The sequence below is a fragment of the Amycolatopsis rhizosphaerae genome (assembly GCF_007713715.1).
In the GTDB taxonomy this organism is placed as follows: domain Bacteria; phylum Actinomycetota; class Actinomycetes; order Mycobacteriales; family Pseudonocardiaceae; genus Amycolatopsis_E; species Amycolatopsis_E rhizosphaerae.
Genome location: NZ_VJWX01000087.1, coordinates 1 through 19,030, shown reverse-complemented (window position 1 = coordinate 19,030; position 19,030 = coordinate 1). Strand labels below are relative to the sequence as shown.

19 protein-coding genes are annotated in these 19,030 nt (G+C 70.1%); 8 read left to right on the top strand and 11 right to left on the bottom strand.

Annotated elements, in window-relative coordinates; translation table 11 throughout:
• Window positions 1-387 precede the first annotated feature (387 nt).
• Both FNH05_RS11755 and FNH05_RS11750 read right to left on the bottom strand, forming a co-directional pair.
• Entirely contained in the window at window positions 388-1,215 is an 828-nt protein-coding gene (locus tag FNH05_RS11755) for an alpha/beta fold hydrolase (protein ID WP_144587403.1), read from the bottom strand.
• Window positions 1,216-1,226: 11 nt separating this feature from the next.
• Window positions 1,227-1,970 (bottom strand): alpha/beta fold hydrolase, encoded by a 744-nt coding sequence (locus FNH05_RS11750; protein ID WP_144587402.1) that lies wholly within the window; start codon window positions 1,968-1,970, stop codon window positions 1,227-1,229.
• 85 nt (window positions 1,971-2,055) lie between these two features.
• Here FNH05_RS11750 and FNH05_RS11745 point away from each other — a divergent pair, with 85 nt between their 5' ends.
• Genes FNH05_RS11745 through FNH05_RS11725 form a run of 5 tightly spaced genes read left to right on the top strand, consistent with a single transcriptional unit; the run spans window position 2,056 to window position 8,219 of the window.
• Window positions 2,056-2,955 (top strand): LysR family transcriptional regulator, encoded by a 900-nt coding sequence (locus FNH05_RS11745; RefSeq protein WP_144587401.1) that lies wholly within the window; start codon window positions 2,056-2,058, stop codon window positions 2,953-2,955.
• A gap of 56 nt (window positions 2,956-3,011) precedes the next feature.
• Window positions 3,012-4,004 (top strand): hypothetical protein, encoded by a 993-nt coding sequence (locus FNH05_RS11740; RefSeq protein ID WP_144587400.1) that lies wholly within the window; start codon window positions 3,012-3,014, stop codon window positions 4,002-4,004.
• Between the two features lie 56 nt (window positions 4,005-4,060).
• Window positions 4,061-4,495 (top strand): MarR family winged helix-turn-helix transcriptional regulator, encoded by a 435-nt coding sequence (locus FNH05_RS11735; RefSeq protein ID WP_144587399.1) that lies wholly within the window; start codon window positions 4,061-4,063, stop codon window positions 4,493-4,495.
• A 6-nt stretch (window positions 4,496-4,501) separates the two neighbouring features.
• Window positions 4,502-5,908, top strand: a complete 1,407-nt coding sequence (locus tag FNH05_RS11730) for an MFS transporter (RefSeq protein WP_246127667.1) — start codon at window positions 4,502-4,504, stop codon at window positions 5,906-5,908.
• Window positions 5,909-5,912: 4 nt separating this feature from the next.
• Window positions 5,913-8,219: an FdhF/YdeP family oxidoreductase gene (locus FNH05_RS11725; RefSeq protein ID WP_144587398.1), complete on the top strand. Its 2,307-nt coding sequence runs from the start codon at window positions 5,913-5,915 to the stop codon at window positions 8,217-8,219.
• Window positions 8,220-8,310: 91 nt separating this feature from the next.
• On the opposite strand, the gene FNH05_RS11720 is transcribed toward FNH05_RS11725, so the two are convergent.
• Window positions 8,311-9,069, bottom strand: a complete 759-nt coding sequence (locus tag FNH05_RS11720; RefSeq protein ID WP_144587397.1) for an SDR family NAD(P)-dependent oxidoreductase — start codon at window positions 9,067-9,069, stop codon at window positions 8,311-8,313.
• The gene (locus tag FNH05_RS11715; protein ID WP_144587396.1) at window positions 9,066-9,485 is read right to left on the bottom strand and encodes a VOC family protein; all 420 of its coding nucleotides are present in this window, start codon (window positions 9,483-9,485) and stop codon (window positions 9,066-9,068) included. Before FNH05_RS11715 ends, FNH05_RS11720 begins: the two co-directional genes overlap by 4 nt.
• Window positions 9,486-9,551: 66 nt before the next feature.
• On the opposite strand from FNH05_RS11715, the gene FNH05_RS11710 reads away from it, so the two are divergent.
• Window positions 9,552-10,223: a GntR family transcriptional regulator gene (locus FNH05_RS11710; protein ID WP_144587395.1), complete on the top strand. Its 672-nt coding sequence runs from the start codon at window positions 9,552-9,554 to the stop codon at window positions 10,221-10,223.
• A gap of 45 nt (window positions 10,224-10,268) precedes the next feature.
• Here the strand turns inward: FNH05_RS11710 and FNH05_RS40040 are convergent, their stop codons facing one another.
• Complete coding sequence (locus FNH05_RS40040; protein ID WP_425458439.1) at window positions 10,269-10,385, bottom strand: MFS transporter small subunit; 117 nt, start codon at window positions 10,383-10,385, stop codon at window positions 10,269-10,271.
• Window positions 10,382-11,734 (bottom strand): OFA family MFS transporter, encoded by a 1,353-nt coding sequence (locus tag FNH05_RS11705; protein WP_144587394.1) that lies wholly within the window; start codon window positions 11,732-11,734, stop codon window positions 10,382-10,384. Before FNH05_RS11705 ends, FNH05_RS40040 begins: the two co-directional genes overlap by 4 nt.
• Before the next feature lie 180 nt (window positions 11,735-11,914).
• Between FNH05_RS11705 and fdhD the strand changes: the two genes are divergently transcribed.
• Together fdhD and FNH05_RS11695 are read left to right on the top strand one after the other, a co-directional pair.
• On the top strand, window positions 11,915-12,754 hold the full coding sequence (gene fdhD / locus FNH05_RS11700) for a formate dehydrogenase accessory sulfurtransferase FdhD (protein ID WP_144587393.1): 840 nt from the start codon (window positions 11,915-11,917) through the stop codon (window positions 12,752-12,754).
• A 131-nt stretch (window positions 12,755-12,885) separates the two neighbouring features.
• Complete coding sequence (locus FNH05_RS11695) at window positions 12,886-13,827, top strand: alpha/beta hydrolase (RefSeq protein WP_144587404.1); 942 nt, start codon at window positions 12,886-12,888, stop codon at window positions 13,825-13,827.
• 10 nt (window positions 13,828-13,837) lie between these two features.
• On the opposite strand, the gene FNH05_RS11690 is transcribed toward FNH05_RS11695, so the two are convergent.
• The 5 genes from FNH05_RS11690 to tig form a co-directional block, all read right to left on the bottom strand.
• Complete coding sequence (locus FNH05_RS11690; protein WP_144587392.1) at window positions 13,838-14,251, bottom strand: hypothetical protein; 414 nt, start codon at window positions 14,249-14,251, stop codon at window positions 13,838-13,840.
• A gap of 83 nt (window positions 14,252-14,334) precedes the next feature.
• Window positions 14,335-15,630: an ATP-dependent Clp protease ATP-binding subunit ClpX gene (clpX, locus tag FNH05_RS11685; RefSeq protein WP_144587391.1), complete on the bottom strand. Its 1,296-nt coding sequence runs from the start codon at window positions 15,628-15,630 to the stop codon at window positions 14,335-14,337.
• A gap of 307 nt (window positions 15,631-15,937) precedes the next feature.
• Window positions 15,938-16,564, bottom strand: a complete 627-nt coding sequence (locus FNH05_RS11680) for an ATP-dependent Clp protease proteolytic subunit (protein ID WP_144587390.1) — start codon at window positions 16,562-16,564, stop codon at window positions 15,938-15,940.
• 25 nt (window positions 16,565-16,589) lie between these two features.
• Entirely contained in the window at window positions 16,590-17,204 is a 615-nt protein-coding gene (locus FNH05_RS11675; protein WP_144587389.1) for a ClpP family protease, read from the bottom strand.
• Window positions 17,205-17,348: 144 nt separating this feature from the next.
• Complete coding sequence (tig, locus tag FNH05_RS11670; RefSeq protein ID WP_144587388.1) at window positions 17,349-18,797, bottom strand: trigger factor; 1,449 nt, start codon at window positions 18,795-18,797, stop codon at window positions 17,349-17,351.
• Window positions 18,798-19,030: the final 233 nt, after the last annotated feature.

The window sequence follows — 19,030 nt, the reverse complement described above, 5'->3', positions numbered from 1 at the left end:
CAGCGAGTCCCACCCTCAGGCGCTTGTGTCCCACCCTCAGGCGCTTGAGTTCCACCCTCGGGCGCCTGAGTCCCACTGTCTGGGGCCGGTTGCCCCTCAAGGCTCTGGACTCTTGCCGGGGCCTGCCTGCTTTCCTGTGAGGGGTCCCCTCACAGCCGTATTGACCGTGAGGGGACCCCTCACGGCAGTGCGTGGCACCCAGCACCGCACGAGCGTGGGACACAAGTGCACGAGCGTGGGACACAAGTGCAGGAAGGTGGGACACAAACTGCGGGAGGTGCGCCGAGCATCGCCGAGCGGACCGGACTTTGCCGGAGCCCTGGTCGTATTTGCGGTGAGGGGGCCCCTCACGGGAAACTGCAACCCGCTTTCCGCCGCGGGTCCGGCCTACCTCGTGGGCGCGGCTTGCGGCACGGCAGACGGTTGTCCGTCCAGGAAAGCGGTCACCAGGTCCCAGAACGCCTCCGGGTGCTCGGCGTGCGCCCCGTGGCCGGCCTCCACCTCCGCGTAGCGTGTCCGCGGGATCCGGGCGAGCAGTTCGCGCTGCTGGGCCGGCGGGATCAGCCGGTCCTGGGCGCTGGCGAGCACCAGGGTCGGCGCGGTGATCGCCGGGAGCACCGCGCGGAGGTCGACGGTCCGGTCCACTTCGGTCTGCCGCGCCACTCCCGGCGCCAGGTTCGCCGCCAGTGCCGCCACCACCGCCTCGTTGGAGGCGGCGTCCGCGGCCGACCAGTAGCGCGTCCCGAAGGCCATCAGCGGCAGCATCCGCGCGAACAGCCCGGGAGCGGCGTCCAGCACCTCCAGCCAGAGGCGGAATTCGGCGTCCATGCGGGCGTCGGTGCGGACCCACCCCGCGTGCAGGACCAGCGAAGCCACCTTCTCGGGCCGAGTGCCCGCGAGGTGCGCGGCGACCGCCGCGCCGAGCGAGTGCCCGACCACGTGGAAGCGGTCCAGACCGGCGTCCGAGGCCGCGGCGAGCATCTCCGCCGCCAGATCCTCCACGGTCAGCGCCCCGCCGTGATCGGTGGTCAGCCCCGATCCGGAGTAGTCCGGGGCCACCACGGTGAACCGGTCCCGCACCGCCTCGACCAGCGGCGCCCATTGCTCGCGCGTGGCCCCGGTTCCGTGGATCAGCAGCAGCCCGGGACCGCTGCCCGTCACGTCGTAGTGCACCGAGGCGTCGCCGCCGCTGATGCGCAGATTCACCTTGGGCATGGGCAGCTCCCTCAAAGCACCGCGCGCAGCGCGGCGTTGAACTCGGCGGGGCGTTCCTGCTGCGGCATGTGGCCGCTGCCCCGCACCACGGTCAGTGTCGCGTCCGGCACCAGGCTCGCGCAGGTTTCCGGCACCTCCAGCGGGATTTCCGCGTCCAGTTCACCGTGCACGTAGCTGACCGGCACCTTCAGGGACGGCAGCGACGGGCGCGGATCGTAGGTACCGGCTTCGAGGATGTGCGCGTCGATGTAGGGGCCGGCGTCGAGGATCTGCCGCACCGTCCAGTCGATCAGTGCCGGGGACGTGCCGGGGGCGTACCAGTTCGGGACCCAGCCGTCGAGCGTGGCGGCGCGGTCGTCCCTGAGCCCCGAGGCCAGCTTTTCCAGCGGCATGCCGGTGGAGGGCCAGTAGGACGGCCCGTCCACGGCCACCACCCGCGTGACCCGGTCCGGATGGTCCAGCGCCAGTTCGGTGGCGAAGGTGGCACCGATCGAGGACCCGATCAGCACGGCCTGCCCGATCTCCAGCGCGTCGAGCAGCCCGAGCGTGTCCGCCACGACGGTCGCCGTGTCGTTGCCTCCGGCGGGATGGCCGGACCGGCCGCACCCCCGCCAGTCGACGGTGAGCACGCGGTGGTCGCGGACGAACTCGGGCAACTGCGCGTTCCACACCCGGCTGCTCGTCCCCCAGCCGTGCAGGAACAGCAGCACCGGGCCGCTTCCCTGGTCTTCGTAGTAGAGATCCTGGTGAAACATGCCTCCAGGAAATCCGAAGCGGGGGCGCCGACCAAGGTGTGATCCGCTCCTACACTGATCACGAGTCGTGATGAATGGGGTGGGCATGGAGCTGCGGCAGTTACGGTACTTCCTGACCGTGGCCGAAGAGCTGCACTTCGGGCGGGCCGCCGAACGGCTCCACATCGGCCAGCCCGCGGTGAGCCAGCAGTTGCGGCGGCTGGAGCGGGAGCTGGGCGTCAGCCTGTTCGACCGCACCACGCGCACGGTCACCCTGACCGAGGCCGGGAAACGCCTCGTCCCCCATGCCCGTGCGGTGATCGCAGCCGAAACGCGGGCCAAGGAGGCCATCGTCGGGCTGAGGGCGGAACAGGCGGGCACGGTGCGGCTCGGCACGAGCGACGGCCTCGGCGCCCGCCTCGACCGCCTGCTCGCGCGGTTTTCCCACTACTGCCCCGCCGCCCAGGTTGAACTGGTCCACGCGCCGACCGAGCAGCGGCTGAGGGCGGTGCGCTCCGGAGAACTGGACGCGACGCTCGTGCGGGGGAAATGGGACCGCCCCGAACTCCGGCTGATCCCGGTCTGGACCGACCGCGTGCTCGCGGCACTGCCCGCCGCGCATCCGCTCGCGTTGCGGGGCGAGATCGAAATCGCGGCACTGGCGGGCCTGCCGTTGCGGCTGTCGCCCCGGACACGGAACCCGGCGCTGTACGACCTGGTGGTCGCCAGCTGCCGCGAAGCGGGTTTCGAGCCGGTGTTCGGCAAGGACTTCACCACCTCGCAGGACACCCTGGCCGCGATCGCGTTCGGGAAGGCGGCGTGGACGGTGTTCTACGAGCCGCACGCCCGCCAGCTGCCGGTGCCCGGCGTGGTGTTCCGCCCCCTGCGGAACCCGGCCCCGGTGATGCCCACCTACCTGGTGGTCCGTACCGGCGCGGAACGCCCCGATCTCGCCGCCCTCGCCCTGGCCTGCCGCGAATCCCGGGAATCGGCCGACGAGCCGTAACACCGGCGAGTGATCACCGATTTCCGGAGGACGGTTTTCGAGCGAAAGCGGCACCAGTGGACGAGTACGACATCGAATCGCATCCGGATCTGCAGGATCCCGAGTGGCAGCGCCGGGCGTTGAAGAAGGCGCGGGAGGAACTGCGGCGCCGGCAGCGGCGGACCGGCCGGGGCAGGCGCCTGGCTCTGACGGCCGTCGTGCTCGTCGTCCTCGCCGGTGGCGGATTCGCCTTCTACCACTGGGGTGTGGCGACTTCCGACCACTACTCCGGGGAGAGCACGCAACCCGCGCCGGGCCGGGCGGGCACCACCACCGCACCGGCGCCGAGCGACCTGCCGCACTGGGGAGCGGTGGACCGGAGCCACCCCTTCGACCACACCCCGGCCCAGAACTGGGAACAGGGCCTCGCCGGACTGGCCGTCCCGCAGGCGACGCAGGTGGGCACCTTCTCCGAAAAGCAGGTTTCGGAGGCGCTCACCCAGGTCCTGCACGCGATCGACCTGGCCTTCCTCGACCCGGAGGTCCTTTCCGCGCACCACACGGACCGCTATCTGGCGGACCTGGCTCCCAGCGCCCGCGACCGGCTCACGCCGTACCTCACCGGCCCCGACCGGTCGCACGCGCCGGCCTACGTGACCCTGCTGGCCGACGGGTACCACCTGTTGCCGGTGCTGCCCCGGATGAACGGAACCCTGACCAGCCGTGCCGGCCGCCCCGGGGAACTCGTGGTGCACGCGAGTTTCGTCGTCGCCTACGCCTTCGACCCGGGAAACCGGACCATCAGCGGCCCCGGCGACATGGAACCCTTCCTGCGCGTCGAGGGCGACTACACCGTCCGCAAGATAGGCGACTTCACGAGGAACGACTCGGGACTGTGGCCGGACGGCAATGACCTGTACCTGACCGCGGCCGCATGCCGCGCCTCCGACGAGGGCTTCCTGGCCCCCGCGTTCAGCGAACAGCGCAACGTCGCCGTGACCAGCGCGACGCCGGAACCGGGCGAGTTCGACCCGAACCGGCCGATGCCGACCCAGGACACCTGCCACTGACCACGACCCTGTACGGCGGATTGAACAGGGTGGACTGAACAGCCTAGGCTGTCTTTATGCCCAAGGTGCCGCACGAGATCGCCCAGCTCGCCGGCGGGGTGCGCGGCGTGATCGGTCAACTGCACCGGCGGCTGCGCCAGGTCGACAACGCCGGGGTCCTCACCCCGTCGCAGTCCGCCGTGCTGGGCCGCCTGTACCGCGACGGCCCGGCCACCCAGGCGCAGCTCGCCGCGGCCGAACACGTCCGCCAGCAGTCGATGGCCGCGACCCTGGGTGTCCTGGACGAACTGGGCTTTCTCGACCGGGCCCGCGATCCCCGGGACGGGCGACGCGTGATCCTCTCGCTGTCCGAACCGGGTGAGAAGACGGTGCGCGGGGTGAGCCAGAACCGCCAGGAATGGCTCGCGCAGGCGCTGTCCACCCTGACCGCCGAGGAACGCGAAACCCTCGCCAAGGCGCTGCCCCTGCTGCGGCGCGTGGCTCAGCGATAAGGAGTGGTGAAGACGACGGCAGCGCGAACCGCGACCGGAAACCGCAGCCTCTTCGGCCCCCGCGTGGTGCTGCCCCTGGTGGCGGGCGCGGTGCTCAACCCCGTCAACTCCACCCTGATCGCGGTGGCGCTGGTCCCGATCGGCCGGACCTTCGGGGCGGGCCCGGAGCGCACCGCCTGGCTGATCACCTCGCTCTACCTCGCCACCGCGGTCGGCCAGCCGGTGGTCGGGCTGCTGGTGGACCGGTTCGGCGCGCGGCGGGTACTGCTCGGCGGGGCGCTCCTCGTGCTGGTGGCCGGGATCGGCGGGCTGCTCGCGTTCTCGCTGGACTGGCTGATCGGCGTGCGCGTGGTCCTCGGCCTGGGCACCTGTGCGGGTTTCCCGGCGGCGATGGCGGTACTGCGGGCCAGGGCGGACGCGGCGGGCGAAGGGGTGCCGAGCCGCGTGCTGTCCGTCCTCGCGATGTCCGCGCAGACGATCATGGTGATCGGTCCGGCCCTCGGCGGGGCGCTGATCGGCCTGGCGGGCTGGCCTGCGATCTTCGCGGTGAACATCCCGCTGGCCACCGCTTCCCTGGTGCTCGCCCTGCTGTGGGTGCCTCGCGACGAGGTGCGCCCGGCGGCGGGCCGGGAGCCGGTCGACGTCCTGGGCATCGCACTGTTCTCCGCCGCCCTGCTGGCCCTGCTGCTGTTCGTGATGGAACCGGCGGTGCCGCGGCTGTACCTGCTCGGTGCCGCCGTGCTCCTCGCGGCGGTGTTCGCCCGCGTGGAATGGCGGTCTCGCAAGCCGTTCGTCGACCTGCGCATGCTCACCGCCAACGGGCCGCTGCTGCGCACCTATCTGCGCCAGGCGCTGGCCTTCCTCATCGTGTACGCGATCATGTTCGGCTACGTGCAGTGGCTGGAATCGGCGCGGGGGCTCAGCGAATCCTCGGCCGGGGCGCTGCTGCTGCCCATGTCCGCGGTCGCGTTGCTCGCCGCGGGCGCCTCGGGCAGGCCACAGGGCCTCCGGGGACGGCTGATCACGAACTCGCTCGCGCTGCTGACCGGTTCGGCGCTGCTGCTGTTCCTCGACACGAAGACCTGGCTGCCGGTGCTGGTCGGCGTCGCCGCGGTCTTCGGCCTCGGCCAGGGGCTGACCAGTGTGACCAATCAGACGGCGCTCTACCAGCAGGCCCCGGCCGAGGCGATCGGCACCGCCAGCGGCCTGTTCCGCACCGCCCAGTACCTGGCCGCGACCGGCGCGTCGACGCTGATCGCGCTGTGTTTCGGCGGCCGGGCCACCTCCGCCGGACTACACCACCTGGCGTGGGCGCTGGCCGGGGCGGGCCTGCTGCTGCTGACGGTGACGGTGTTCGATCGGGCACTGCGGAAAATCCGTACTCGCCCTGAACGAATCAAGGACGAACAATAACGCGGTGACCAGGAACGCGCCCAAGAACGACGTCGACGAGGCCCGCCTCGAAGTCCACCAGCCCAAGACCTGGGCGGCCGGTGTGCCCGGGGTGACCGTGTCGCTGTTGCGCAGCATCGAGCAGATGGGAACCTCCCGCACGGTGCGCACCTTGCGCCTGCTGAACCAGCGGGAAGGGTTCGACTGCCCGGGCTGCGCCTGGCCGGAGCCGCAGGGCTCCGCGGGAGAACACCGCAAACTCGCCGAATTCTGCGAGAACGGGGCGAAAGCGGTCGCCGAAGAGGCGACGAAACGCCGCGTCGGACCGGAGTTCTTCGCCGCCCACCCGGTGGCCGAGCTGGCGGGGAGGACCGACTACTGGCTCGGGCAGCAGGGCAGGCTGACCCATCCGATGGTGCTGCGGGAGGGGGCTTCGCACTACGAGCCGATCTCCTGGGACGACGCCTTCGAACTGATCGCGCGGCACCTGCGCGCACTGTCCACTCCGGACGAAGCGCTGTTCTACACCTCCGGCCGCACCAGCAACGAAGCCGCCTTCCTCTATCAGCTCCTGGTCCGCTCGTTCGGCACGAACAACCTTCCGGACTGCTCGAACATGTGCCACGAGTCCTCCGGTACCGCGCTGTCGGAGACGACGGGAATCGGCAAGGGCTCGGTCAGCCTCGCCGACATCCACCAGGCGGACCTGATCGTGGTGGTCGGGCAGAACCCCGGCACCAACCACCCCCGCATGCTGTCCGCGCTGGAGAAGGCGAAGTCGCACGGCGCGAAGATCGTGGCCGTGAACCCGTTGCCGGAAGCGGGCCTGATGCGGTTCAAGAACCCGCAGAGCCCGCGCGGGGTTCTCGGCAAGGGCACCGCGCTCGCCGACGAGTTCGCGCAGGTGCGCCTCGGCGGCGACCTCGCCCTCTTCCAGGCCGTCGGGCATCTGCTGCTGTCCTGGGAGGACGCCGCCCCGGGCACGGTGGTGGACCGGGAGTTCGTGGACGGCTCGACGCACGGCTTCGACGACTACGCGCGCAACCTGCGCGAGATCGACTGGGCCGAGATCGACCGCGCCACCGGGCTGCCCCGCGAGCAGATCGAAAGGATCGCGCGCCTGATCGCCGGGTCGCGGCGCACGGTGTACTGCTGGGCGATGGGCCTGACGCAGCACCGGCACGCGGTGGCGACCATTCAGGAGATCACCAACGTCGCCCTGCTGCGCGGCATGATCGGCAGGCCGGGCGCCGGGCTGTGCCCCGTGCGCGGGCACTCGAACGTGCAGGGCGACCGGACCATGGGTGTCTGGGAGAAGATGCCCGAACGGTTCCTCGCGGCGCTGGAGACGGAGTTCGGCATCGCGGTGCCGCGCAAGCACGGGCTGGACACGGTGGATTCGATCCGCGCGATGCGCGACGGCGCCGCGAAGGTGTTCATCGGCATGGGCGGCAACTTCGCCGCCGCCACCCCGGATTCGGAGCTCACCGAGCGCGCGCTGAGCGCCAGCGAGCTCACCGTGCACGTGTCCACGAAGCTGAACCGGTCCCACGTGGTGCACGGCAGGACCGCGCTGATCCTGCCCACGCTGGGCCGCACCGAGCGTGACGTGCAGGCCTCCGGCGAACAGTTCGTCACGGTCGAGGACTCGATGTCGTGCGTGCACGCCTCACGGGGCCGCCTGCGGCCGGCGGGCGACGAACTGCTGTCGGAGGTGTCGATCATCTGCCGGCTGGCGCGCACCCTGCTCGGCCCGGACCATCCGGTGCCGTGGGCGGAGTTCGCCCGGGACTACGACCTCATCCGCGACCGCATCGCCCGCGTGGTGCCCGGCTGCGAGGACTACAACAAGCGCGTGCGCGAACCGGACGGCTTCGTGCTCCCGCACCCGCCGCGCGACGAGCGGCGGTTCGAAACCGCGACCGGGAAGGCGAACTTCACCGCCAGCGAACTGGAATACCCGCGGGTCCCCGAAGGCAGGCTGCTGCTGCAGACGCTGCGCAGCCACGACCAGTACAACACCACGATCTACGGCCTGTCCGACCGCTACCGCGGCATCGAGGACGGCCGCCGGGTAGTGCTGGTGCACGCCGAGGACCTCGCCGAACTCGGCTTCGCCGAAGGGGAGGTGGTCGACGTGGTCTCGGAATGGGAGGGCACCGAGCGCCGGGCGGAACGCTTCCGGCTGGTGGCCTACCCCACCGCGCGCGGCTGCGCCGCGGCGTACTTCCCCGAGGCGAACGCCCTGGTGCCGCTGGACTCCGTGGCGAAGAAGTCCAACACTCCCGTGTCCAAGGCCGTCATCATCCGCCTGGCACACCGGACCGGCTGAGCCCCCGCAGAACGGGGCCGTCCCTTCACAGTCGATCCGACTGTGAAGGGACCCTTCACGGCACGGCCGAGGGGCCTTTCGCCGCCGGCGGTCAGCTGCGCAGGTGGGAGGCGCCGTTGAGGTCGAGGATGGCGCCCGACGCCCACACCGAACCGGGCTCGGCCAGGTACACGATCGCGTCGGCGATTTCCTCGGGCCGGGCGACTCGCCCGAACGGGCTCTGCGCGCGAAGCCGGTCTCCGCTTTCCCCGGCCAGCCGCCCGGCGACCCGTTCGGTTTCGATGAAGCCGGGGGCCACCGAGGTGACCGCGATGCCGTGCGGGGCAAGGGAAACGGCGAGTGACTGGCCGAGTGCGTGCAGACCGGCCTTGGTCGCGCCGTAAGCGGGATGGTCCGGCTCGCCGCGGAAGGCGCCGCGGGAACCGACGTTGACGATGCTGCCGCCCGCCTTCCGCGCGATCATGTCCCGGGCCACCCAGTAGGTGAGATCGGCGGCCCCGAGCAGGTTGACCTCAACCGACCGCCGCCACACCCGTTGCCACTGCCCGAAATCCGCCTCGGCGAGCGGATGCGCGGTCTCGGCCGAGGTGGCGAGGGCGGCGTTGTTCACCAGAACGTCCACTCCGGACAGTGCCGCCACCGCCGACTCCGCGATGGTCCGGGCGTCCCCGGGCAGTTCGCCCGGTACCAGGACGTGACCGCTGCCGGGCAGGGAATCCAGGGTTTCCCGCGCGGCGGCTTCGCCGGAGTGGAAGTGCACGGCCACCCGGTCACCGCGCGCGGCGAACGCCCGCGCGACCGCGCGGCCCAGCCCGGATGCCGCGCCGGTGACCAGAACGCCCCGGCTCATTTCGCGAACAGCCGCGACTCGTCGCGGAACGCCTTGAACTCCAGCGCGTTCCCGGCGGGGTCGTGCAGGAACATGGTCCACTGCTCCCCCGGTTCGCCGGCGAAGCGCTGGTACGGCTCGATCACGAACTCGGTGCCCGCCGCCCGCAGCCGGTCCGCCAGTGCGTGGAAGTCCTCGACGGTGAGGATGAGCCCGAAGTGCGGGACGGGCACGTCGTGGCCGTCGACCGGGTTGCGCCCCGATTCGTTCCGCGCCCCGGGGACGACGTGGGTGACCACCTGGTGGCCGTGGAAGTTCCAGTCCACCCAGGCGGTGTCGGAGCGGCCCTCGGCCAGCCCCAGCACCCCGCCGTAGAACTCGCGGGCACGGGCCAGGTCGTCGACGGGGATCGCGAGGTGGAATCCCGGGCGCGTCATGAGCGGCTCCTTCCTTGGGTTTCCCCCAGCTTGACGCCACCCGGCCGACAATGTCAACATTCGGACATGTTGCAACCGGCGCAGCGCCGCGGGCTCGGTGACGAGGCGGCCGACCGTATCCGCGAAGAGATCTTCGCCGGGCGTTTCCCGCCGGGCGGCGCGCTGCGCGAGGTCGAACTCGCCGCCTCGCTCGAGGTCAGCCGCGGTTCGGTACGGGACGGGCTGGCCATCCTCGAACGTGAGGGCCTGGTGCAGAGCGTGTGGCACAAGGGCACGCGGGTCATCGAACTCACCGAGTCCGACATCCGCGAGGTGTACGCCGTCCGCGCGGCGCTCGACCGGCTCGCCGCCACCACGGCGGCCCGGCACGCGGCACCGGAGCACCTGGCCGAACTCGATCGGCTGGTCCGTGCCATGGCCGCCGGGCGCGAAGGACCCGCCCACGGCCTGCTGGCTCTGGACATCGAGTTCCACGAGCGGATCTACCAGGCGGCGGGCAACCGGCGCCTGCTCGAAGCCTGGCACGCGGTGCGCTCACAGGTGTACCTGTTCCAGTCCCACCGGATCCGGCTGCGGGACGAGGAATACCGCGACCGCCTTGCCGAGGAGCACGGCGAACTCGCCGCGCTGATCAGGGAACGGGACACCGCCCGGCTGGCGGAGACGGCCGAAGAACACGTGCATTCGGCGCGGCGGGCCCTGCTGGCGGGCCTGGCCGGAAACAACGCGGGCGAGTGAGGCGATGCCCGCCGAGACGCCGCCGGGGCGTCTCGGCGGGCCCGGTCACTTCCCGAAGAGCTGGACCACCTTGAGGATCAGTTCGTAGACCCCGTAGGCGAAGGGCAGCCCCACCCACAGCCAGGCCAGGGCGAGCAGCCAGGAACGACGGCCCTCGTTCATACCGTTTCCTTTCCGCGCTCGGCCACCGGCTCGTGATAGCGCTCCTTGACCGGTCGCACCAGCTCGTTGGCGACGAACCCGACGACCAACAGCACGATCATGATGTAGAACGACGTGGTGTAGAGGTCCGGCCCCTGCTTGCCGGCGTGCTTCTGGCTGTCCGCGATCGCGTTGACGATCAGCGGCCCGAGCACCCCGGCCACCGACCACGCGGTGAGCAGGCGGCCGTGGATCGCCCCGACCTCGAAGGTGCCGAACAGGTCCTTCAGATAGGCGGGCGCGGTGGCGAAACCCGCGCCGTAGAAGGAAAGGATCAGCATCGCACTCAGGATGAACAGCAGTTTCGACGAGTTGCCCGCCACCGCGATCAGCAGGTACAGCAGGGCGCCCGCACCGAGGTAGAGGCGGTAGATGTTCTTGCGCCCCACGATGTCCGAAGTGGACGACCAGGCGAACCGGCCGAGCATGTTGGTCAGCGACAGCAGGGCCACGAAACCGGCGGCGGCCGCGGTGCCCACCGGGGTGGAGGTCTGCCGGAAGAAGTCGCCGATCATCGGCGCGGCCTTCTCCAGGATGCCGATGCCCGCGGTGACGTTGCAGACCAGCACCACCCACAGGCACCAGAACTGCGGGGTCTTGATCGCGTTGGCCGCGGACACGTTCGCGGCGGTCACCAGCGACCTGCCGGCGGGCGTGGTCGCGGTCCAACCCCGGGGACGCCAGTCCGGCGCGGGCACGCGGATCAGCAGCACCCCCAGCGACATGAACACCGCGTAGACGATCCCGTGGACCAGGAAGGCACTCGCGATGCCACCGGTGCTGGCGCCGAAGCTCTGCAGCATCTGGCTCGACCACGGCGACGCGATCAGCGCCCCGCCGCCGAAGCCCATGATCGCGATTCCGGTGGCCATCCCCGGCCGGTCCGGGAACCACTTCATCAGCGTGGACACCGGCGAGATGTAGCCGATGCCGAGCCCGACGCCGCCGATGAGCCCGTAGCCCACCACCACCAGCCAGTACTGGGAGGTGGCGGCTCCCAGCGCGGAGACCAGGAAACCGGTGGAAAAGCACGTCATCGACACGAACATCGCCCAGCGCGGTCCCTTGCGCTCGACCAGGGTCCCGCCGAAGGCCGCGGACAGGCCGAGCATCACGATGCCGAGCTGGAACGGCAGGGCGCTCTGCGTACCGCTGAGCCCGAGCGCCTTTTCCAAGGGGGGCTTGAACACACTCCAGGCGTAGGCCTGGCCGATCGCCAGGTGAACCGACAGTGCCGCGGGCGGGATGAGCCAGCGACTCCAATCGGCCGGGGCGACCGTGCGGGAACGGTCGAGGAAGGTGACGGTCAAGGCGACGCTCCCCTACGCTGGTGGTGGGTGCGGGCGCGGTGTCCACGCCCCGTTCGGCGTCCGACACACCACACGATCGAGTGAAGTGTGCGGACGGCCGTGTGCAATCTAATACGCAAAGTGTTGCGACGCACTAACTAATTGTGGACTTTTCGGGCAGATTCGGCAGGAGAGACGGACATGGGCCGAGTAACCGTACGGCGGCCGGTGCGCACGCTGACCGCCACCGGAGGACGGCGGCGGCCGGATTCGCTCGCGGCGGAGGAACCACTGGAGATCCGGGTGGGCGGGAAAGCGCTTGCCGTGACCATGCGCACACCGGGCCACGACGTCGAGCTCGCGCACGGCTTCCTGCTGTCCGAAGGGGTCATCGGCGCACCGGAGGACGTGTTCGCGGCGCGCTACTGCGACGGCGTCGACGACCAGGGACGCAACACCTACAACGTGCTGGACCTGACCTTGGCCGAGGGGGTCGCGCCGCCCGAGACCGGAGTGGAACGCAACTTCTACACCACCTCCTCCTGCGGGGTCTGCGGCAAGGCCGCGCTGGACGCGGTCAAGCTCAAGACCCGGTTCCCGCCCGGTGCGGCCGGGTTCTCCGTCACGCCGGAGGTGCTCTCGGCGCTGCCCGACGCGTTGCGCGAACGGCAGCGCGTGTTCGCCAGCACCGGCGGCCTGCACGCGGCCGGACTGTTCCGCACCGACGGCTCGCTGCTGGCCGTCCGGGAGGACGTCGGACGGCACAACGCGGTGGACAAGGTGCTCGGCTGGGCACTGCTGGAACACCGGGTACCACTGGGCGAGGTGGGGCTTCTGGTGTCCGGGAGGGCCTCCTTCGAGCTCGTGCAGAAGGCCGCCATGGCGGGCATCCCCTTGCTCGCGGCGGTATCCGCGCCGTCCTCGCTGGCCGTCGAACTCGCCGAGGAGAACGGCATGACGCTGATCGGTTTCCTGCGCGGCAGCAGCATGAACCTCTACACCGGGGAGCAGCGAGTGCTCGAGGCCGCGGCAGTCTCCTGAAGCCCGGGCGGCTCCGGAGCCCACACCCAAGAGCGTTCATGCCCCAGAAGACGGCCTTCGGGGCACTCGTCACCGCACGAGTGGGCAAGCCGCCGAGCGGGTGAGCGGCGATGTTTGTCGTCCCCGCGGGCATGCGCTTCAATGGGCCGGTGAACGAGGCCGTGGCCGGGACCGGGCCGGGGAAACGCCGCCGGATCTCCCGGCGCTCGCTGCTGATCGGGGGCGCCTCGGGACTGGGGATCACCGCTTTCAGCATCGGCACCGCCACCGGTAACGTGCCGCTGCCCACGGCCGTCCAGCGCGCACTCGGGGTCGCCTCGACCACGCCGGTCAGCCAGCCCGGCGTCGCGAAAGTGGAACGCGTGTTTTCGGCCGCCCGCAACCGCGAGGTCGACCTGGTGACCCTGCTGCCGTCCAGGAACCCCTCGGCGAACCTGCCGGTCTCGCTGCTGCTGCACGGTCTGCACGGCCGGGCCCGCAACGCCGCGCCCACCGGCACGCTCGCCGAACTGAGCAGTCAGGTCGCCCGGCACGCGGTGGCACCGTTCGGCCTGGTCGCGGTGGACGGCGGCGACGACTACTGGCACTCGAACCGGCCCGGCGACGACCCGATGCGGATGCTGCTGGAGGAGGTTCCCCAGTGGCTGAGCCGCCGCGGCCTCGGCGGGCCCGGCGGGCAGCCCTTCGCGTGCACCGGCATGTCCATGGGCGGATTCGGGGCCCTGCTGTACGCGCGTCGCCGCGCGGAGCGCGCCCGGCCGCTACGCGCCCTCGCCCTGCTGGCCCCCGCGCTCATCCTGTCCTGGGACGAGATGGCCAAGCGCGGTGCCTTCCACGACGCGGCGGACTGGGCGGCCCTGGACCCGCTCAAGCACCTCGACGCGACCCGCGGCATCCCCACGGGCCTCTGGTGCGGCACCGAAGACCCCTTCATCGCGGGGGCCCGCCAGTTCATCGCGGCGACCCACCCCGCGGTCGCCTACACCGCCCGGGGGCGGCACGGGGACACGTTCAACCGCACCGTGGTGCCCTCGGTCATCGGCTTCCTCGGCAGGAACGTGCCCACCGCCTGAACGCGGATCTTCAGGACCCGGACACCCAGCGGGCGGCGACGGACAGCACCCAGAACCCGACGACGACGGCGACGAGCAGGAGGATCGACCAGACCAGCAGGGGCCGGTCTTCCCTGCCCGCGGCCCGGACCCGGTGCAGCGCGTAGTAGCCGAAACCGAACAGCGGCAGCGGCAGCAGCGGAAGCGGCGACAGGCGCACGCCGGTTGCGACCAGGCAAACCCCGCCCAGCACCCACAGCACGATCCGGACCGAACGGTGCAGGACCGGATGGCTCAGGTACGGCGTGATGACCTGGTACGCGAGATCGCTGAACCCGCGCACATCGCCCCGGCCCTCCGGGACCACCTGGTCCACGCCGGCCTCTCCCGGTTCGGCCATGCCGTCACCGGCATCCGCCCGGGATCCCGCCCCCTCGACACTCATTCGGTCAGCTTATCGAGCCCGGCACTTCCCGTACTCCGACAGGGCGCACAACACAGCCACGTTCGGGTGATCGCCGACGACCGTCAGGCCGTCTTCTCGCCCCGCTCGGTGTTGCGGCGGCGGGACGGCTGGCGCGAGACGATGGTCGGGTTGACGTTTTCCCGCACCGTCTGCTCCGTGATGACCACCTTGGCGACGTCGGTGCGGCTCGGGATGTCGTACATCACCGGCTGAAGCACCTCCTCCATGATGGCCCTCAGCCCGCGCGCGCCGGTGCCCCGCAGCACCGCCTGATCGGCGATCGCCTCCAGCGCGGTCTTGGTGAACTCCAGCTCGACGTTGTCCATCTCGAAGAGCTTCTTGTACTGCTTGACCAGCGCGTTGCGGGGCCGGGTGAGGATCTGCACCAGCGACGGCTTGTCGAGATGGGTCACGTTCGCCACGATCGGCAGCCGGCCGATGAACTCCGGGATCAGCCCGAACTTGATCAGGTCCTCGGGCATGGTCTCGCTGAAGACGTCGCTCTCTTCGATCTCGGCGCGGGTGCGGATGTCGGCACCGAAACCGATGCCGCGCTTGCCGATCCGGTCGTTGATGATCTTTTCCAGGCCCGCGAACGCCCCGGCCACGATGAACAGCACGTTCGTCGTGTCGATCTGGATGAACTCCTGGTGCGGATGCTTGCGCCCGCCCTGCGGCGGCACGCTCGCGGTGGTGCCTTCCAGGATCTTCAGCAGGGCCTGCTGCACCCCCTCGCCGGACACGTCGCGGGTGATCGACGGGTTCTCCGACTTGCGGGCGATCTTGTCGACCTCGTCGATGTAGATGATGCCGGTCTCGGCACGCTTGACGTCGTAGTCGGCCGCCTGGATCAGCTTGAGCAGGATGTTTTCGACGTCTTCGCCGACATAACCCGCCTCGGTGAGCGCCGTGGCGTCGGCGATCGCGAAGGGCACGTTGAGCATCTTCGCCAGGGTCTGGGCGAGATAGGTCTTGCCACAGCCGGTCGGGCCCAGCAGCAGGATGTTCGACTTGGCCAGCTCGACCGGCTCCTCCTTGGAGTCCTTCGGGCCGCTCTTGTCGCCGGACTGGATCCGCTTGTAGTGGTTGTAGACCGCGACCGCCAGGGTTCGCTTGGCGTCGTCCTGGCCGATGATGTACTGGTCGAGGAACTCGTGGATGTCCAGCGGTTTCGGCAGCTCGTCGAGCTTCACCTCACCGGCCTCGGCCAGTTCCTCTTCGATGATCTCGTTGCACAGGTCGATGCACTCATCGCAGATGTAGACGCCGGGCCCGGCGATGAGCTTCTTCACCTGTTTCTGGCTCTTCCCGCAGAAAGAACACTTCAGCAGGTCCCCGCCGTCGCCGATCCGTGCCATGACCGTTGACCTGTCCCCTCCGGCACGCCGGGCCGGCGCACCTGGTTGTGTTCCTGCACTTCCCGCCGATCGAGGCGGAATTCGTGCTCGTCTCTGACGGTACCCGCCCGAGCCGCCCGGCGGGAGAACCATCGGGCGATGGGGCGCGCCCGGACACCCCTGCGTGCCCGCCGCCCCTGCGCGGCGGGCGAACGTCCTCGCCGCCGCCTCCCCGCGAGCCGTCAGGCGCCGCAGAATACCCCGCTCCGGGCGCGTGTCCGGGTGACCGACACGCGCCGGAGCCGAGGCCGCACTGCCGGCGGAACCGTCAGCGCGCCGAGGCCTTGCGGTAGGACAACACCTCGTCGATAATGCCGTATTCCTTGGCCTGTTCGGCCGTGAGGATCTTGTCGCGTTCGATGTCCTGCCGGACCTCGTCGGCGGTCTTGTTCGTGTGCTTGGCCAGCACGGTCTCCATCTGGCGCCGCACGCGCTGGATCTCGTTGGCCTGGATCTCCAGGTCCGAGACCTGCCCGTAGGTGCCCTCGGTGGCCGGCTGGTGGATCAGCACCCTGGCGTTGGGCAGGGCGAGGCGCTTGCCCTTCGTGCCCGCCGCGAGCAGCACCGCGGCCGCCGAAGCGGCCTGCCCCAGCACGACGGTCTGGATGTCGGGCTGGACGTACTGCATGGTGTCGTAGATGGCCATCAGCGCGGTGAACGAACCACCGGGCGAGTTGATGTACATCACGATGTCGCGGTCCGGGTCCTCGTGCTCGAGGTGCAGCAGCTGGGCCATCACGTCGTTGGCCGACGCGTCGTCCACCTGCACGCCGAGCATGATCTGCCGCTCTTCGTAGAGCTTGTTGTACGGGTTGGACTCCTTCATCCCGTAGCTCGTGCGCTCGACGTACGAGGGCAGGATGTACCGGGACTGCGGAAGCTGATAGTTGCTCATGGGTTTCTCCTACCTGCGCGCCCGGTCAGCGGTGGCCGTTGGCCGAGGGGAGCTGGTTTTCCCGGGTGAGGACGTGGTCGACGAAGCCGTAGGTCTTGGCTTCCTCGGCGGTGAACCAGCGGTCCCGGTCGCCGTCGCGGATGATCTGCTCGACGCTCTGGCCGGTCTGCTCGGCGGTGATGCGCGCCAGTTCCTGCTTCCACTTGCCGAACACCTCGGCCTGGATGGCGATGTCGGAGGCGGTACCGCCGACACCGGCCGAGGGCTGGTGCATCAGGATGCGGGCGTGGGGCAGCGAGTACCGCTTGCCGGGGGTGCCCGAGGAGAGCAGGAACTGCCCCATCGACGCCGCCAGGCCCATCGCGTACGTCGCCACGTCCGGCTCGATCAGCTGCATCGTGTCGTAGATGGCGAAGCCCGCGGTGACCGAGCCGCCGGGCGAGTTGATGTAGAACCGGATGTCGGACTCCGAGTCCTCCGCCGACAGCAGCAGCAGCTGCGCCGTGATCCGGTTCGCGACCTCGTCGTTGACCTCGGAACCCAGGACGACGATGCGCTCCTGGAGCAGCCGCTCGTACACCGAGTCGGTCAGGTTGAGCCCCGCGGTGCTGGTCCGCGCCTCGGGCTTGTACTGGGTCACGTCTGCCTGCCTTTTCGCCGCTGTGGTGCTCCCCCGGACGGGAGAGCTCCACTGTGGACTTCCTTCACGTTCAGATCTTGTAACCGACCCTAACGAACTTGGGCGGCGCAGAAGTCCTGACACCGCCCAAGTTCGCTCAGAGCTTCACTTTTCGTCCGAAGACTCTCCCGGCGCCTGAGCCTCGGCAGCCTCCGGGGCTTCCGCGGCCTCGGTCTCGGCGACCTCGGCGACCTCGGTGGCCTCAGCGACCTCGGTGACCTCGGTGACCTCTTCGGTGGGACCGAACAGCTCGTCCAGATCGACCTCGGCGCCCGAGGCGTCGGTGACGGCCGCCTTGCGCACGATCGAAGCCAGCGCCTTGCCGCGCCGCACGTCCGCGAAGATCGCGGAGAGCTGCCCGGACTGCTGGGCGCGCTGGACGTACTCGTCGGGGCTGATGCCGAAGCGCTGGGCCTGGTAGAGGATCCGCTCGGTGAGCTCGGCGTCGTTGACGCTGACCTGCTCCGCGTCGGCGAGGGTGTCCAGCAGCAGCTGGGTGCGCACCGCCTTCTCCGACTCGGCCTGCACCTCCTCGTTGAACTGCTCGAGGGTCCTGCCCTCGGCCTCCAGCACCTTGGCCAGCGCTTCCTCGCTGTGGTCGAGGTCGTGCACGGCGTCGTGCTTGCGGCTTTCCACCTCGGCCTCGACGACCTTCTCCGGCAGCGGCACCTCGACCTGCTCCAGCAGGGTCTCCAGGATCTTGTCCCGGGCCTGCACGCCCTGCTGCACCTTCTTCATCCTGGCGAGCCGCTCATGCAGGTCGGACCGGAGCTCGTCGAGGGTGTCGAACTCGCTGGCGAGCTGGGCGAACTCGTCGTCGGCCTCGGGCAGTTCGCGCTGCTTGATGGACTGCACGGTGACCGCGACCTCGGCGTCCCGGCCCGCGTACTGGCCCGCGACCAGCTTCGTGGTGAAGGTCTTGGTCTCGCCGGCGTTCGCACCGATGATCGCCTCGTCGATGCCGTCGACGAGCTGGCCGGAGCCGATCTCGTAGGACAGGCCGGTGGTGGCGGCCTCCTCGACCTCTTCGCCGTCCACGGTGGCCGACAGGTCGATGGAGACGAAGTCGCCGTTCTCCGCCGCGCGGTCGACGCCGGTCAGGGTGCCGAACCGGGCCCGCAGCTGGTCGAGCTCGGCGGCGACCTCCTCGTCGGTCACCTCGACCTCGTCGACGGTGACGGCCAGGCCCTCGAGATCCGGCAGCGTGATCTCGGGGCGGACGTCCACCTCGGCGCTGAACTCGAGCACCTCACGGTCCTCGAGCCGGGTCACCTCGAAGTCCGGCTGCCCGAGCGTGCGGACCTCGCCTGCCCGCACCGCCTCCAGGTACTTGGCCGGAATGGCCTCGTTGACGACCTCATCGAGCACCGGCGCGCGGCCGATCCGGCTTTCCAGGACGCGAGCGGGCACCTTGCCGGGACGGAAGCCCGGGATGCGCACCTGCTGGGCGATCTTGCGGTAGGCGCGGTCGAAGTTCGGTTTGAGTTCGTCGAACGGCACCTCGACATTGATCTTGACTCGCGTCGGGCTGAGCTGCTCGACGGTGCTCTTCAACGTGTTCTCCTCGAGCCGTACAGGGATTGGTGATGGTACCGGGGTACCACGGGCACAGGAGTGCCCGAAGACCGAGTCTAGGCCAGCGACTTGACAGCCCCGGCCTGGGCCTACTCGCCGCGTCGCGACGCGAGCGGAGTTTACATTTGCCCCCTGGTTGTCTACCTTCTTGACGCAGCACGTCCCCCTTTCGGAGGAGGCTGTTGCCCGCAGGATCGGCGGCAACCGAGGTG